This is a genomic window from Alteromonas oceanisediminis (assembly GCF_018474025.1).
GTDB classification, from domain to species: Bacteria; Pseudomonadota; Gammaproteobacteria; order Enterobacterales; family Alteromonadaceae; genus Alteromonas_E; species Alteromonas_E oceanisediminis.
The window spans coordinates 275891-291620 of record NZ_JAHCTA010000003.1; the positions used below are offsets into that span (position 1 = coordinate 275891).

Below are 15730 nucleotides of genomic sequence, written 5' to 3' on the forward strand. Positions count from 1 at the left end.
CAGATTGAATGCTTCTATAGCCACGATTTTCGTGGCTTTTTTAGCGCATTTGTCGGCAATGCTTGCATAATGGTCAACTTAACTGAGATAATCCCGCCCTCGAAATTTTTACCGAGGTCTGAGGAGTCGTGCAATTGGGCGATTTCCAATACGCACGAACGAACGGGTAGCGCATAGAATCATAGCTCGCTATCCGAGTATCAATCTAAGTTGTGAATTAAGCGAATATGGCTGAAAAACGAAATATCTTTTTGGTAGGCCCGATGGGTGCGGGTAAGAGCACTATCGGTCGACACCTCGCAGACGAGCTCCACCTTGAATTCTACGATTCTGACCAAGAAATCGAGCGCCGTACCGGTGCCGATATCGCTTGGATCTTCGACCTTGAAGGCGAGGACGGATTCCGTCAACGCGAAGAAACCGTGATCAATGATTTAACCGACCTACAAGGTATTGTATTGGCAACGGGCGGGGGTTCAGTAGTGAGCAAAGCAATCCGCAACCGTTTATCGGCGCGTGGTATTGTTGTTTACCTACAAACTACCATCGACAAGCAGGTGGCACGCACACAGCGTGACAAACGCCGCCCATTGCTACAGAACGATAACCCAGAACAAGTGTTGCGCGATCTCGCCGGCGAACGTAATCCGCTGTATGAAGAAGTGGCTGACTATGTTGTAGAAACCGACGACCAAAGCGCGCGCGCTGTGGCCAATCAAATCATCAATAAAATTGGATTATAAATTGCGCTAAGCGCAGTGTTGAGGAGCTCACCCATGCCGTTGGTTACTGTTAATCTGGGTGAGCGCAGTTACGACATCCACATTGAAGCTGGGTGTTTATCGCAAGCGGCGTCTTTACTAAGTACTCTCACCTTCAAGAAAGCAGTCGTGTTGTCTAACACGACTGTTGCACCGCTATATCTCAGCCAGTTAAAAGACGCGCTGACCGCTACAGAGCTAACCTGCATTGAAATTCCTGATGGCGAACAGTACAAAACGCTGGCTCAGTATGAATCGATAATGACCACATTACTCTCATCGCATGTCTCTCGGGATACCCTGCTTATTGCGCTGGGTGGAGGCGTTGTCGGCGATCTATGTGGCTTCGTTGCAGCGACCTATCAACGTGGCATTCCGTTCGTTCAAATACCCACCACGCTGCTGTCTCAGGTAGACTCATCGGTGGGCGGTAAAACAGCGGTCAACCACCCGTTGGGCAAAAATATGATTGGTGCGTTTTATCAACCGGCGGCGGTTATCATCGATCCGCAAACACTGCGCACCCTCCCCCCGCGAGAATTTGCAGCCGGTATGGCAGAAGTCATTAAATACGGCATTATCTACGACGCTGAATTTTTCGGTTGGTTGGAAGACAATGTGAGTACGTTAAAACAGCAAGATCCTGCGACGTTAGCGACGGCCATTCAGCGTTGCTGCCAAATCAAGGCTGATATCGTTGCGCAAGACGAACGCGAGGGCGGTATTCGTGCACTACTTAACCTAGGTCATACCTTTGGCCACGCCATAGAAGCTCAACAAGGCTATGGTAATTGGCTGCACGGTGAAGCAGTTGCAGCTGGTATTATCCTTGCTTGCAAAACCGCAGAGCATGAACTTAACTTTACAGTGTCAGAAACCCGTCGTGTAGCGGCGCTATTAAATGCGTTTGAACTGCCCACCGCCGGGCCAGACGATATGAGCTATGACGATTACATGCGTCATATGAGCCACGATAAAAAGGTGCTCGACAGTAAAATCAGGTTCATACTGCCGACGTCAATAGGCGCGGCGATTGTCACTAGTGATGTCCAACAGGATACGTTAACGGCGGTGCTGACTCACCGCTAAACCAAAAGGTAAAGCAGGTGAACGCGGTTTACTCCGAACTCCATTCTCGATTAAATCATCTGGTGAATTATTCGTCGCAACTGATTTTTGTCAGTAGCAACACGATTTCTGAGCAGCAGCGCACGCTGGAAGCCTTTATTGCTGAGCAAGATGAACACACTGAAGTGGCGTATATCTGTGCAGAACCTCACGAGCCATTACAAAGTTATCGTCGTCAGCTATGTCGGCAACTGATCGGTCAGATTGCCGGCAGTTTTGTTCGCCCTCTTAACGAGTTGTTAGTCACGTTAAATCATCACGACGGGCCCGTACTGATTGGTATAACGCAAGCGCAAAATCTGCCAAATGAGTTTCTTCAGGAATTGTGGGATCTGGTTTTGCAAAGCCGATTCGCCTCAAATAAGCAGCACTTAAACATTGTGCTGCTTGGTCAGAGCGCGTGGGCCGAACAAGCACAATCATGGCTACCTGCTGAGAACACGGCCACGCCATTGCTGCTAAGCAGTGAGTCGGTTCAGGCGCCGAGCACAGAACTCGACCAGCTCATTGCGCAGAAACGCGCTGCGTTTCAAAGCCGTATTGCAAAACGCCAGCAATCGACACCGGTGGAAGCCGATGTGGCACTGATACGAAGACCTTGGTTCAGCGGGTTAGTCATTTGCCTGTTTCTGGCAAGCTTCTCTGCATTGCTAGCTTGGCAGTATCCCGACAAGATGCGAGATCTACTGGGCTTCACTGCGGTTGAACCGAGCGATAGCTCAGGTCATGTCAGTCAACCTGAACCGACTGCGCCTTCGGTGTCGGTCGAGCCTGAGGTTGCACCGTCGGTGGAGGAGCCAAGTGAACCGCTTACCGAGTCTCTTTTGGTGACGCGATGGGGTGAGTCCACCGATGCTCGCGAGACACTCACTGAGCGTGAGGCAGGCTTTACTAGCGCAGAACCACAGCAGGCCGATACCAGCGTGGATGCTGCGCCGCCGTCTGAGCAACCGCTTGAAACTTCCACCGTTCCTGTCAGTCAACCGCTAAACACCGAACAAAGCCCATCGAATGGAGCCAGCGAACCAGTGCCGACGACTCAGATGGTTGAGGAACCAACACTACCAGCCCTACCTCAACTGGAACAAAATCAGTTTGTGATACAAATTGCCGGCATGCAGAATATTGAGCTTGCGCGTGAGTTTTTAAGCGACAATGAATTACTCGACAAGGTTTGGGTTTATCAAACCCAGCGTTATGGTGGAGACTGGTGGGTGCTGGTGTTCAATCAGCGGTTTAATAGCCTAGCTGACGCTCGGTCAGCAATAAGCAACTTACCAGCGTACAATCAGGAAAGCGCCCCGTTCGTTAAATCGGCTCAGCAGATCGCGCGCGAGCGACCTTAGCGCTTGTTTGCGTTAGCCAGGCTCGCTACAATTGACGTACTTTAAAACGCCAGTTGTAATGCGCGAATGAAAACTCAAAAGACCCGTGCTTTCTTAAAATGGGCTGGCGGCAAATACACGCTCACCGAGCAAATAACTCAGATCCTTCCAGACGCCGAAAAGCTGGTAGAGCCTTTTGTGGGTGCCGGTTCGGTTTTTCTGAATAGCGATTACGAACGCTACCATCTGAATGATATTAACCCTGATTTAATCGCCCTGTATACGATATTGAAGCGCCGCCCACAGCAATATATTAACGATGCGAGGCGCTTTTTCATCACGCAAAATAACCACGAAAGCGCTTACTACGCATTGCGGGAACGCTTTAACCATAGTCAGGATGACTACGAGCGAGCGCTACTGTTTTTGTATCTGAATCGCCACGGTTATAACGGGCTGTGCCGGTACAATCGCTCTGGGGGGTTTAATGTTCCGTTCGGTCGGTATGTGCGCCCTTATTTTCCTGAGCGGGAACTGGAGTATTTCGCAGCCAAGGCCAAAAAAGCCACTTTTACGTGCCTACCGTTTAATCAAATTTTTAAGCGCGTGCGAAAAAATGCAGTTATTTATTGTGATCCGCCCTATGTGCCGATTAATACAACGGCGATGTTTACTGACTACTCAAGTAACGGCTTTAGTCTCGACCAGCAAGTGGAGTTGGCGCGGCTTGCAACACATGCGTCGCAGAACCGTGGAATTCCGGTATTGATTAGCAACCATGATGTTGATTTCACACGAAACATTTATCAACATGCCGAGATACGTGGACTTAAAGTGAAACGTTCAATTAGTCAAAATGGCGCAACGCGTGTGCCTGTGAGCGAGCTATTTGCTTATTTCCGCGGTCATGCAACAGTGTAGGGGAATACTTGTTACACCGGCACCAGCCAACTGACTAACAGCGCAAGGGTAATTACCAACACAGCGACAAGAACGACACCAACGATAATAAATGGCGCTACTGATGTTTGCGTAAAGTCGCGTTGATAGTTTGCGTGGCTCTGCACACCGAATAAACTTGCGATAACGCTCACTATTATTTGCTTTAATGACGGCTTGCCGCCGTCAGACTTTTCAGCACTGAAGGGAAACACTAAAGTTGACTGCTAGGGCCACGATTGAATGAGTCATTAGAGGATGAGTCGTCAGAATACAGCAGCTCGAGCAGATCGAGGAAATGGAACTGATAATTTGTGGACTTCCCTACCAGCCAATCCGACCAACTCACTTGTTCGGATAACTTTTGTACGCAGGTTGTTTGATGTTTTTCTGAAACATCACCTTGCTGACAGTTTACGTTATCAGAAAATTGAACATTGCTCGGCTTCGCGCTCATTGCTAATACCAGCAATGCTGTGCCAGCAGTGGCGAGTAGTACTTTGCCGTTTGACTTCCGATTCATGGCAAATCCCCAAAGATTAGATTGCTTAAATTATACTCATTAATTTAATTTACACAATAAAAAACACCGAGCACGAGCTCGGTGTTTTTTCTGCTAAGCAAAGTACGCCAGGCAAACCTTATAAACTAAAGGTTTTACCCACCGTAAAATAAAGCGACTCGCTGTCGTCTAAGTCGCTGCCGCTAACGACCAACGCAACACCTACGTCAAAGCCGGCCACTTCGGTGCCGTAGCCAAACTCACCGTATTCACCGTCAAATTCACGACCGTACTTGCCAAACGTCGCATAGAAGCCCTCATGGGCAAAAGTCAGTTCAATCACTGAGTAATCCGACTCTGTTGCGGCTTCGTTGCCGACCTCACCGTCCCACTCACCGATGCTGTAGGCTAAGCTTGCGAAACTATACGACAAACCAAAATTAAACTCATTATAGGCAGAATCAAAATCACCTGTGTACTGGTAGGACGTAAAGCCCACACTCATACCTAAACCGTTGTCGAGCTCGGTGCCGTAACCGCCGTACAAATCAACCTCTAAACCATCTTCGACTTCAGCAGCCCAGGTGCCGACGAAAAAGCCATCCTGTTCGAAATCGACACCCGCATAAGCTGATGCTGATTCAGTCTGTTGGATACCGCGAAAATGGTAATCTGACATAATCCCTGCATTGGCAGACCATTCCGCGAAGGCAGATTGGCTAACCATTGACGCACTCAATGCGAGTACAGTTGATGCTGCTAAGGTGTTGAGTTTCATGTGTATTCTCCGTTGATGTGTTAACTGGTACTGTTTTCTGTCTGTATTTTTTATGTGCCGGATATCGACGTTTATGCCTGTTCCATACGCAAAACCAGTGCCGCTTTTTTAACCCATTTGACTGCTGAGTGACAAGCTCTAATTTATTGTTTTTACTTATATTTATTGCGATCTCAGGATTAGACTCACAAACTAAAAGCGTTGATATTGCACCAATTGCTATCAGCCGCACCACTCTGGTGCCATTAAATCTGCGGTGCTCTCATTCTCTGTATTTGGTATCATCTCAGGCTCATTAATGACTGAACTAAGGGTTATCACGTGAATTCTCCTTACCTTATTGCCCCGTCCATTTTGTCCGCTAACTTCGCTGCGCTAGGCGAGGATGTAGAACGGGTTATGGCGGCTGGAGCTGACATCATTCATGTTGATGTGATGGATAACCATTATGTTCCCAATCTAACCTTCGGCCCCATGGTGTGTAAGGCGTTAGTCAAACACGGCATTACCGCGCCTATGGATGTTCATTTGATGGTTGAACCCGTGGATGATTTAATTGAGGCCTTCGCCGAAGCGGGTGCGACTTACATTAGCTTTCACCCTGAAGCATCAAAGCATGTGGATAGAAGCCTGCAGCTAATTCTTGGTCATGGCTGTAAACCCGGTTTAGTACTCAACCCGGCAACCCCACTGAGCGTACTTGAGCATACGTTGCACAAGATTCATCACGTTTTAATCATGTCGGTAAACCCCGGTTTTGGCGGCCAGTCGTTCATTCCCGAGACACTCGCCAAAGTGCAACAGACCAAACAAATGATCAGGGCGCAGAACTGCCAAACTCGGATCCAAATTGACGGCGGCGTAAAAGTCGATAATATTCGCGCCATTGCAGAGGCGGGGGCCGATATGTTTGTCGCCGGTTCTGCTATTTTTAATCAACCTGATTACGCCAGCGTGATCAAACAAATGCGCGCTCAACTCGCGTCATTACAATCAGCTTAGAAGTGTATTTCAATGTCATCAAAACCAATCGTTCTTAGTGGGTGTCAAGCCTCCGGTCAGCTTTCCATCGGTAATTACATGGGCGCCCTGCGTCAATGGGTCGCTATGCAAGAGGAGTACGATTGTCACTACATGATTGTAGATTTACACGCCATTACGGTTCGGCAGGATCCAAAGGCTCTGCACACCGCGTGTTTAGATGCGTTGGCGCTTTATGTTGCATGTGGCTTGGATCCCGACAAGAGCGCGATTTTTATGCAGTCACATGTACCCGAGCATGCGCAATTGGGTTGGGTATTGAACTGTTACACGCAAATGGGTGAATTGAACCGCATGACGCAGTTCAAAGATAAATCCTCTAAGCACAGCCAAAATATTAATGTCGGTTTGTACAGCTATCCCGTGTTGCAGGCAGCCGATATTCTGATTTATCAGGCCAACTGTGTGCCCGTAGGCGAAGATCAGAAGCAACATTTAGAATTAACGCGCGATATCGCCACTCGATTCAACAATCTCTATGGCGATGTGCTCACTATCCCTGATCCGTTCATTCCAAAACAAGGGGCACGGATCATGAGCTTGCAGGATCCGAGCAAGAAAATGTCTAAGTCGGATGATAATCCGAAGAATGTTATCGGTCTGCTTGAAGATCCCAAGAAATTAACCAAAAAAATAAAAAGCGCCGTGACCGACTCTGATGAGCAAGCACGAATTTACTTTAATGTGGATGAAAAGCCCGGCGTATCGAATTTGTTAACTCTGCTGTCCTGCGCGACAGGGAAATCAATCGATGCGCTTGTACCGCAGTATGAAGATAAAATGTATGGTCATTTAAAAAGTGATGTTGCCGACGCGGTTGTCAGTTTGTTGGAACCTATTCAAGCGCGCTATCAGGCATTGCGATCTGATCAGTCAGAACTCGAGCGTATTATGCGTAGTGGTGCTGACAAAGCTCGTGAGAAAACGGTCAATACACTGGCTAAAGTGTACGAGGCAGTGGGTTTTGTGCCGCGCGTTAAGTAGCTCTGTACGTGCTTTTACTGATTGATAATTACGATTCGTTTACACACAATCTTGCACGTTATTTTGTCGAGCTGGGCGAGTCGGTCAAGATTGTCAGAAACGATCAGCTTACGTGCAACGACGTTGCAAGGCTGCAACCGGATTATATTGTTCTTTCTCCGGGACCGTGTACGCCGGATCAAGCCGGCGTGTCTCTGTCGGTGGTTGAAAAGTTTGCCGGTCAAATCCCACTGCTAGGAGTCTGTCTCGGTCATCAGGCGATCGCACAGGTGTACGGCGGGAAAATTGTGAGGGCAAAATCAATCCTACACGGCAAGGTATCGAGCGTTAGGCACGCCGACACGCCCTTATTCACAGCGGTCAATAACCCCTTTGTTGCCACGCGGTACCACTCGCTGGTTGCTGAGCCAGCAACATTTCCGAGCTCATTGCAAAAAACCGCCTGGGTCGAAGCCAGCGACTGCACAGAGGCAGACGAAATAATGGCGTTTGAGCACAGTGATTTGCCGGTATATGGCGTACAGTTTCATCCTGAATCTTTGCTCACTGAGCAAGGGCATCAAATCCTCAGTAATTTTTTGCACCACCCGCAAAATACGCTTTTATAAGCACTTGCTCTTGGTATCCCTTTGAAAATAAAGCTATGATATTGATAACAATAGGCATTACTCCCACATGAATACGCGCCACGAAAATCAATATCAAATATTGCTGCATCGCTTCAACTGCCTGATGGTGTCTACCGCGAAAGCCAACCATTTCGCAGGCAAAGAAAGTATCAGTCGTGTTACTTATGAAGAGTCAGAGCAGGGCTTTGCGCGTCGCGAATTACTCAATGTTGAAAAACAAGCCATTGAAGACCGCAAGCGCAGAGAAATTGATGAAGGCTCCTACGTTGACAGCGTCCGCAATCAGTTCCATCGAACATTGCTGGTTCATTTTGAGTCTCAAATCAGCGATGTGCCTTTTCTGTTTAATGAGGTACTGGGGCTCAACGACGCATTAGGCGAACTGCTTGACATGCTTGCAACTAAAGCCTGTACCGTCAGTCGCTTAGAGCCACTTGCAGCACGTGTTCCCTGGTTGTATGACGAGCTACTGAAAGTCGTTAACGCTCCACAACATCGGCGCAAAGATTCTCGCGGTAAAGTCATTGTTGTGGAGTCATTGCGAACGGCATTGAGTTTTATCAATATCGACAATCTCAAGTTGCTGCTTCCGACATTGGCATTTCGCCGCACAATCCCTCAGGTGACGGATCCTTACCCCAATATTAAGCTGCGCGCCCATCAATATGCCGTAATGACCGGGTTGACCGCTCGTGAGTTAGCCAAACGCGCCGGTGTGCGGCCGAATGATGCGTTCGTGCTCGGTGTGTTTACGGGGCTGGGTCGGAATGCGGTAACACGCCTCTATTTTAAATTGTTTGAAAAAGTAAAGCGCAGCGAACTTGAGCGAGCTCAGCAGGAGCAAAAACGAGAGTTACATGATGCCTTGACCAAGATAACCCCGTCGAGCAATTTTTTAATCGCGTTGTGGAACGACTTTTCAGCGTCAATCACCGCACAAACCATTCAGCACATGCAGCTTCGTCGGGTGTTTATTAACGATGCTGCAAGCGCTCTGGCTAGTCAGGAATCGCTTGAAGAGCTCCCGCTTGCAAACCTTGTGAGCCAAGCCAGTTGTTACGCGCAATTTCGCATGCTTTCCAGCCACAAGCTGTTATCCACTGAAAAGGAGCATGCTGAAGCAAAAACGTTACTGCGTAAATCCCAACTTAACCCAATGGATATAGAACGGCTCAAGCACCTCGATCTAGCCAGCTTACCTCTTATAATTAACCCTGAGTTGGATAATGCCTGACTAGGGCGAAAAGTGTGGATTTTGAGGACTCGACCCAAGGGCTGGGCCTGATTCTTCCATCAAATTTAAATTTTTTTTCAAATAAGTATGCAGGTTCACGGTTAGACTGAGCAGTTTACCTACTCAAATCTCGCCTAACCGCGGGGCGCGCCCTCAATCCCGACAACATTCGGTATAGACCTCGATAGTTATGCACATTTTGTGCAACATGCTGCATAAGCCCTTTATTTTCAAGGACTGAGAGCAAAACGAGGCAGACAAAACAGCAAAGTTTTGGCATACTAGTCGGCTAGTTTTTATGCGTTTTAGTGTCTATCCTGACGATTCGCAACGATTAAAGAGGTCAACGCAATGAATGTTACTCGTGAAATGTTTAATGATGTAATGGTGCCTAATTATAATCCGGCCAATATGGTTCCGGTGCGTGGCGAGGGTTCGCGCGTGTGGGATCAAGACAATAATGAGTACATTGATTTCGCTGGCGGTATCGCGGTTAACGTATTGGGTCATTGCCACCCCGAATTAGTCAAAGTATTACAAGAGCAGGGCTCCAAGCTTTGGCACTTGAGTAACGTATTTACGAATGAGCCAGCTATCCGTCTTGCTAAAAAGTTGAATGATGCCACGTTCTCTGAGCGTGTTTACTTTGCCAACTCTGGGGCAGAAGCCAATGAAGCCGCGCTTAAATTAGCGCGCCGGTTTGCACTGGATCATTACGGCGAACAGAAAGACCAAATAATTTCATTCAAACAAGGTTTCCATGGGCGGACATTTTTTACCGTGACTGTTGGCGGCCAAGCGGCTTACTCCGAAGGCTTTGGTCCCAAGCCCGGCGCTGTCGACCATTGCGACTATAATGACTTAGCGGCGTTTGAAAAGCTGATTTCAGATCGTACCTGCGCTGTGATGATGGAGCCGCTGCAAGGCGAAGGCGGGATCATCAGCCCTGACCTTGAGTTTGTAAAAGGCGTACGGGCGCTGTGTGACAAACATAATGCGCTGTTGATCTTCGATGAAGTGCAATCTGGCGTTGGCCGCACAGGTCATCTATACGCCTATATGGGCTTAGGCGTCACTCCAGATATTTTAACGACAGCGAAATCTCTCGGTGGCGGCTTCCCAATTGGAGCAATGCTGACCACTGAAGCCATTGCAAAGCATCTCAAGCCAGGTACACACGGCAGCACCTATGGCGGAAACCCACTTGCTTGTGCGGTCGCCGAAAAAGCCTTTGATATCGTCAATACACCGGAGGTGTTACAGGGTGTTGTTGAGAAAGAAGCTTTATTTCGCAAGCATCTAGACCGGATCAACGAGAAGTATAATGTGTTTGCTGAAATTCGCGGCAAAGGTATGCTGTTAGGCTGCGCGCTAAACGACAAGTACAAAGGCAGAGCTCGTGATTTCATGATGGCAGCAACCGAGCATCACCTGATGTGTCTGGTAGCGGGTGCCAATGTGATCCGGTTCGCCCCTTCACTCGTGATCCCGAATGAAGATATTGAGACGGGACTAGAACGTTTTGAACAAGCCGTTGCTCATGTGGTGAATGCAGACCAAGAATCTGCTGCCTAAGTAACCGCGGAGTACAATCAGTATGAACATCATTCGCCCCATACGGCAGAGCGACTATGCTGCGTTGCACGCGATCGCTCAAGAGTCAGGTATTGGCTTTACCTCCTTACCTGTTAACGAAGGTCTGCTGCGACGTAAAATAGAGAAATCGGAGGCGTCTTTCGTCGACGGCGTGACTGAGCCGGGTAATCAGAGCTATCTGTTTGTGATGGAAGACACAAGCACGGGCAAAGTTGTCGGCACCACAGGTATTGAAGCGGCTGTCGGGTTGGATGACGCCTTTTATCATTATCATGTTGGCAAGGTCGTGCATGCCTCTCGTGAACTGAATATTCATAACACCGTCGACATACTGACCTTTTGTAACGACTATTCCGGTGTTACTGAGATTTGCACGTTGTTTTTACGTGAAGAAGCACGCCAAGGCTGTAATGGTCGGTTTTTATCGAAGGTGCGGTTTTTGTTCATGATGGAGCATCGCGAACGCTTCGCCGATATCATCATTGCTGAAATGCGTGGTGTGAGCGATGAGCATGGCCGCTCACCGTTTTGGAAGTGGCTTGAAGAACATTTCTTTTCGATGGATTTCCCGACAGCGGACTACCTGACCGGTATTGGCAATAAAGTATTTATTGCTGAATTGATGCCTAAGTATCCTATTTATACCAGCCTGCTATCACCCGAAGCGCAGGCGGTGATTGGCAAAGTGCATGATAAAACGCGCCCAGCGCTTAACTTGCTTGAACAGGAAGGCTTTAGTTGTCGCGGTTACGTGGATATCTTCGATGCCGGTCCCACCGTCGAGGCGCAGCTGCAGAACATTCGCACGGCGCAAGCCAGCAAAAATATGCCCGTACAAATTTCTGCTTCTATCGATGCAGGCTCCACCGATGATAAGCAAGTTGTTGAATGCTTTGTGATCAACACGTCGATAACTGATTTTAAAGCCGTAACGACCTCAGTTAGCGTTGATGAAAATAACGGCGTGGTGAAAATAAGTGCCGATGCAGCACAAGCCCTTAACGTCACTGACGGCGAAAACGTTCGTTTTGCGCCAGTTCGATTAGGAGAATAATTCATGACAGCGACACACTTCATTAATGGTCAGTGGGTCGATGGCAACGGCCACTCGATTAGCTCAACTGATCCTGCAAAAAATACCCCAATATGGCACGGGAAGAGTGCCACGAGTGACGACGTTAATAGCGCTGTCAATGCTGCCCGCAACGCGTTTGCAGCATGGTCGAAGAAATCTTTTCAAGATCGCTTGGCTGTCATCGAATCCTTCGCTGAACAGTTGAAAGACAATAAAGATGCGTTAGCACTAACCATTGCTAAAGAAACCGGTAAACCTCTATGGGAAACGGCGACAGAAGTTGGCGCAATGATAGGCAAAGTGGCGATTTCGGTTCGTGCCTACGAAGAACGCACCGGCACTGTCGAGAACCCAATGCCGCAAGGTAAAGCCTTTATACGGCATAAACCGCATGGCGTAGTGGCTGTATTCGGGCCTTACAACTTTCCGGGTCATTTACCCAATGGGCATATCGTACCGGCTCTGCTCGCGGGTAATACCGTGGTGTTTAAGCCCAGTGATCTTACCCCAATGGTGGCAGAGCATGTACTCAAGCTATGGGAGAAAGCAGGTCTTCCAGCGGGTGTCATCAACCTGGTACAAGGTGAAGTTGAAACGGGTAAAGCGCTTGCCTCACACGATAACATCGATGGCTTGTTCTTCACCGGCAGTTCACGCACTGGGAAGTTACTGCATGAACAGTTCGCTGGGCATCCGGGTAAGATCCTGGCGCTCGAAATGGGCGGTAACAACCCACTCATCGTGAAAGGCGTCAACGACATTGACGCGGCGGTACATGACATCGTGCAATCGGCGTTTGTCACCTCTGGCCAGCGTTGCACCTGTGCTCGTAAGCTGTTTTTAGCCAATGGAGAAGAAGGCGATGCCATTTTGGCACGCCTGATTGAAGTCACCAAAGCGATTAAGGTCGGGCACTACGATGCAGATGATCAACCGTTTATGGGGGCGATGATTTCAGCCCGCGCTGCAGCGCTTATGGCGTCTGCGCAGCAAGATTTGATTGCGCGTGGCGCAGAGTCTTTAGTCGAACTGGTGCATCAAGACACTGAAACTGGGTTTGTTTCGCCCGGCATTCTGGATGTCACGGCGATAATCGACAGCATGCCTGACGAAGAACATTTTGGGCCGCTACTGAAAGTAGTTCGATATGATGATTTCGATCAAGCCATCGCATGGGCAAATAAGACAAACTTTGGTCTGTCTGCGGGGCTATTGGCTGACGACAAGGCTGACTATGATCACTTTTTGGCACATATCCGTGCCGGCATTGTGAACTGGAACCGCCCCATCACCGGCGCGTCGAGTGCAGCCCCATTTGGCGGTATTGGTGAAAGTGGTAATCATCGGGCCAGTGCCTATTACGCAGCGGACTATTGCGCTTACCCTGTTGCTTCGGTCGAACTTGAGAAAGTGGCTATGCCAGCAACATTGAGCCCAGGCTTACATTTCTAATACAGGGATCAGACTTATGCATACTTCTGTAGAATCGCTATTTGACGCGTTGTGGCAAGATTACATCGCTATCACGCCGTCGGCGCATTCGGTTCACCAATTACTGGCCACTGATGACGAAGATATCATCAATGACCATGTTGCATTTCGGACATTTAACCATGCCAAAATCAACTTGGATAAGTTAGCGGCGCATTTTTTAGCGTTAGGTTATGAAGCAAAAGGCGACTACGACTTTGAATCGAAAAAGCTGACGGCCAAGCATTTTGAACACCCTAACACGCAATACCCCAAAGTGTTTATTAGTGAATTGCGCGTTCACGAACTGTCAGATACGGCCATAGATATTATTGACCGATTAGTTGCCAGCATTGATGAAGACGCAGCAACACGTACTGACTTTTTGTACTCAGGCACGCATTGGCGAGTCAGCGCAGAAGATTATCGAATCTTATTGTCTGAATCTGAGTATGCTGCGTGGATGGCGGCATGGGGATTCCGTGCAAATCACTTTACGGTCAGTGTTAATCAGCTTCAAAGCGGACTGTCGCTTGCCCAAGTGAATCAAAAGCTGAAAGATAATGGCTTTAAACTGAATACTTCTGGCGGTGAAATTAAAGGTGGTGAAGACGTTTTTCTGGCCCAGTCGTCAACGATGGCCGATCGTCAGCGCGTTGAGTTTAGTGATGAAACGCTGGAAATACCCAGTTGTTTTTACGAATTCGCGCAACGCTACACGCTGCCCAATGGAAAGCTGTATCAAGGCTTTGTCGCTGCGTCAGCCGACAAGATCTTCGAAAGTACCAACGCGAGCTGATCCTACTTTTTCATTAGCAGCGTCTGGTTTGCCCTGTTATGCTGTGTTTGTGTAAAACAAACACAGCATTTGCTTGAAAACGAGAGGATGTCTTATGAAGTATTATGGCTGGATTGCTACTGTCCTCCTGGTGCTGTCAGGATGTAGTTCGCAGAAAGTGACCACCGATTACGATCCGGATGTTAATTTCAGTGCCATAAAGTCGGTACAGGTTGTGGCTGTTGATGGCGATCAGTCCCCATCTGCACGGAATATTCAGTCCATGGTCGAAGCGGGTTTATTAGCAGCTGGCATCAAAGTTAATGAAAACGCGTTAGACACGTTACAGATCATCGCACAAGTCGAGCAACGTGAAAATGACAGCGCTTTTAGTATCGGGCTGGGTACCGGTTCATCTACGCGCAACACCTCTATCGGAGTCGGCACATCAATAAGCATTCCTGTTGGCGATGACATGTTGGACTATCAGGTGATCACCCTCGAATTAGTGCGGGGCGCTCAGATTATCTGGACGGCCACCGACAGTGCTCGCATTAAAGTGAGAGATGGAAAAGGTAAACAGGAAACGCAGCAGAAACTGGTGGATCGACTACTAGAGCATTTTCCTGTCATTACCGAACTCGAAGACTGAGTACTTACAGTTGCCGACCTACCGAGGGGTCGTCTATTGCTTGCATAATTCTTAACCTTTAATTAGAAACTCCATTGCTAATCGATTTTTCACATTAAAAAGATTGATTGTTCCAATTATCTTTCCCTCTCCCCGACCCATATTATTGTCTTCGAACTTAATACGCGGCGTGTGTTACTGATTTATCGTTACGCACGTTCAGCAATCATAATTTTACATTCGGAGATAATTTATGGCGCTAATTAATACTCAAATCAAACCCTTCACGGCACAGGCATTTCGCGATGGTGAGTTTGTTGAAGTGAGCAGCGAAGATATCAAAGGCAAGTGGGCGGTATTTTTCTTTTACCCTGCCGATTTTACGTTTGTGTGCCCGACCGAATTGGGTGATGTGGCAGATAAGTATGAAGAATTGCAAGCGCGTGGTGTCGAAGTGTATTCGGTTTCAACCGATACGCATTTCACCCACAAAGCCTGGCATGATGCTTCCGACACCATTGGTAAAATAAAATACACCATGATCGGCGATCCAACAGGAACGATCACACGCAATTTCGATGTCATGCGTGAAACCATGGGTTTGGCCGATCGAGGTACGTTCATCGTAGATCCTGACGGCATTATTCAGGCGATGGAGATTACCGCTGAAGGTATTGGTCGCGATGCGGACGATCTCGTTCGCAAGGTCAAAGCGGCACAATACGTTGCTAGCCACCCTGGCGAAGTGTGTCCTGCAAAGTGGAAAGAAGGCGAGCAAACGTTAGCCCCCTCACTAGACCTTGTGGGCAAAATCTAAGCATATCAACGTGGCGTGCGGGTACCCCGCACGCATTCTTTT

17 protein-coding genes are annotated in these 15730 nt (G+C 48.4%); 14 read left to right on the plus strand and 3 right to left on the minus strand.

Annotated features, from left to right (window positions below):
• Nucleotides 1-227 precede the first annotated feature (227 nt).
• From aroK to KIU71_RS06715, 4 genes are all read left to right on the plus strand, one after another.
• The gene (gene aroK / locus KIU71_RS06700) at nucleotides 228-743 is read left to right on the plus strand and encodes a shikimate kinase AroK (protein ID WP_214130421.1); all 516 of its coding nucleotides are present in this window, start codon (nucleotides 228-230) and stop codon (nucleotides 741-743) included.
• A gap of 33 nt (nucleotides 744-776) precedes the next feature.
• Complete coding sequence (aroB, locus tag KIU71_RS06705) at nucleotides 777-1850, plus strand: 3-dehydroquinate synthase (protein ID WP_214130423.1); 1074 nt, start codon at nucleotides 777-779, stop codon at nucleotides 1848-1850.
• A 17-nt stretch (nucleotides 1851-1867) separates the two neighbouring features.
• Nucleotides 1868-3235 (plus strand): SPOR domain-containing protein, encoded by a 1368-nt coding sequence (locus KIU71_RS18025; RefSeq protein WP_214130425.1) that lies wholly within the window; start codon nucleotides 1868-1870, stop codon nucleotides 3233-3235.
• 66 nt (nucleotides 3236-3301) lie between these two features.
• A complete protein-coding gene (locus tag KIU71_RS06715; RefSeq protein ID WP_214130427.1) occupies nucleotides 3302-4135 on the plus strand; it encodes a Dam family site-specific DNA-(adenine-N6)-methyltransferase in 834 nt (277 codons plus the stop codon).
• Nucleotides 4136-4146: 11 nt separating this feature from the next.
• On the opposite strand, the gene KIU71_RS06720 is transcribed toward KIU71_RS06715, so the two are convergent.
• From KIU71_RS06720 to KIU71_RS06730, 3 genes are all read right to left on the minus strand, one after another.
• Nucleotides 4147-4308 (minus strand): DUF2970 domain-containing protein, encoded by a 162-nt coding sequence (locus KIU71_RS06720; protein ID WP_315853255.1) that lies wholly within the window; start codon nucleotides 4306-4308, stop codon nucleotides 4147-4149.
• A gap of 59 nt (nucleotides 4309-4367) precedes the next feature.
• Nucleotides 4368-4676, minus strand: a complete 309-nt coding sequence (locus KIU71_RS06725) for a hypothetical protein (protein ID WP_214130643.1) — start codon at nucleotides 4674-4676, stop codon at nucleotides 4368-4370.
• A gap of 118 nt (nucleotides 4677-4794) precedes the next feature.
• Entirely contained in the window at nucleotides 4795-5433 is a 639-nt protein-coding gene (locus KIU71_RS06730) for a TorF family putative porin (protein ID WP_214130428.1), read from the minus strand.
• Between the two features lie 321 nt (nucleotides 5434-5754).
• Here KIU71_RS06730 and rpe point away from each other — a divergent pair, with 321 nt between their 5' ends.
• The 10 genes from rpe (at nucleotide 5755) to ahpC (ending at nucleotide 15688) form a co-directional block, all read left to right on the plus strand.
• A complete protein-coding gene (gene rpe, locus KIU71_RS06735; RefSeq protein ID WP_214130429.1) occupies nucleotides 5755-6435 on the plus strand; it encodes a ribulose-phosphate 3-epimerase in 681 nt (226 codons plus the stop codon).
• 12 nt (nucleotides 6436-6447) lie between these two features.
• Complete coding sequence (gene trpS / locus KIU71_RS06740; RefSeq protein ID WP_214130430.1) at nucleotides 6448-7458, plus strand: tryptophan--tRNA ligase; 1011 nt, start codon at nucleotides 6448-6450, stop codon at nucleotides 7456-7458.
• 8 nt (nucleotides 7459-7466) lie between these two features.
• On the plus strand, nucleotides 7467-8066 hold the full coding sequence (locus KIU71_RS06745) for an anthranilate synthase component II (RefSeq protein WP_214130431.1): 600 nt from the start codon (nucleotides 7467-7469) through the stop codon (nucleotides 8064-8066).
• A 67-nt stretch (nucleotides 8067-8133) separates the two neighbouring features.
• Nucleotides 8134-9321, plus strand: a complete 1188-nt coding sequence (locus tag KIU71_RS06750) for an HDOD domain-containing protein (protein ID WP_214130432.1) — start codon at nucleotides 8134-8136, stop codon at nucleotides 9319-9321.
• A gap of 351 nt (nucleotides 9322-9672) precedes the next feature.
• Nucleotides 9673-10896, plus strand: coding sequence for an aspartate aminotransferase family protein (locus KIU71_RS06755; protein ID WP_214130433.1), 1224 nt, complete (start codon nucleotides 9673-9675; stop codon nucleotides 10894-10896).
• Between the two features lie 22 nt (nucleotides 10897-10918).
• Complete coding sequence (gene astA / locus KIU71_RS06760; protein ID WP_214130434.1) at nucleotides 10919-11971, plus strand: arginine N-succinyltransferase; 1053 nt, start codon at nucleotides 10919-10921, stop codon at nucleotides 11969-11971.
• A 3-nt stretch (nucleotides 11972-11974) separates the two neighbouring features.
• The gene (astD, locus tag KIU71_RS06765; RefSeq protein ID WP_214130435.1) at nucleotides 11975-13444 is read left to right on the plus strand and encodes a succinylglutamate-semialdehyde dehydrogenase; all 1470 of its coding nucleotides are present in this window, start codon (nucleotides 11975-11977) and stop codon (nucleotides 13442-13444) included.
• A gap of 16 nt (nucleotides 13445-13460) precedes the next feature.
• A complete protein-coding gene (locus KIU71_RS06770; protein WP_214130436.1) occupies nucleotides 13461-14261 on the plus strand; it encodes a DUF1338 domain-containing protein in 801 nt (266 codons plus the stop codon).
• 94 nt (nucleotides 14262-14355) lie between these two features.
• Nucleotides 14356-14892, plus strand: coding sequence for a DUF4136 domain-containing protein (locus tag KIU71_RS06775; RefSeq protein WP_214130437.1), 537 nt, complete (start codon nucleotides 14356-14358; stop codon nucleotides 14890-14892).
• A 232-nt stretch (nucleotides 14893-15124) separates the two neighbouring features.
• Nucleotides 15125-15688 (plus strand): alkyl hydroperoxide reductase subunit C, encoded by a 564-nt coding sequence (ahpC, locus tag KIU71_RS06780; protein ID WP_214130438.1) that lies wholly within the window; start codon nucleotides 15125-15127, stop codon nucleotides 15686-15688.
• The last annotated feature ends 42 nt before the right edge of the window (nucleotides 15689-15730 follow it).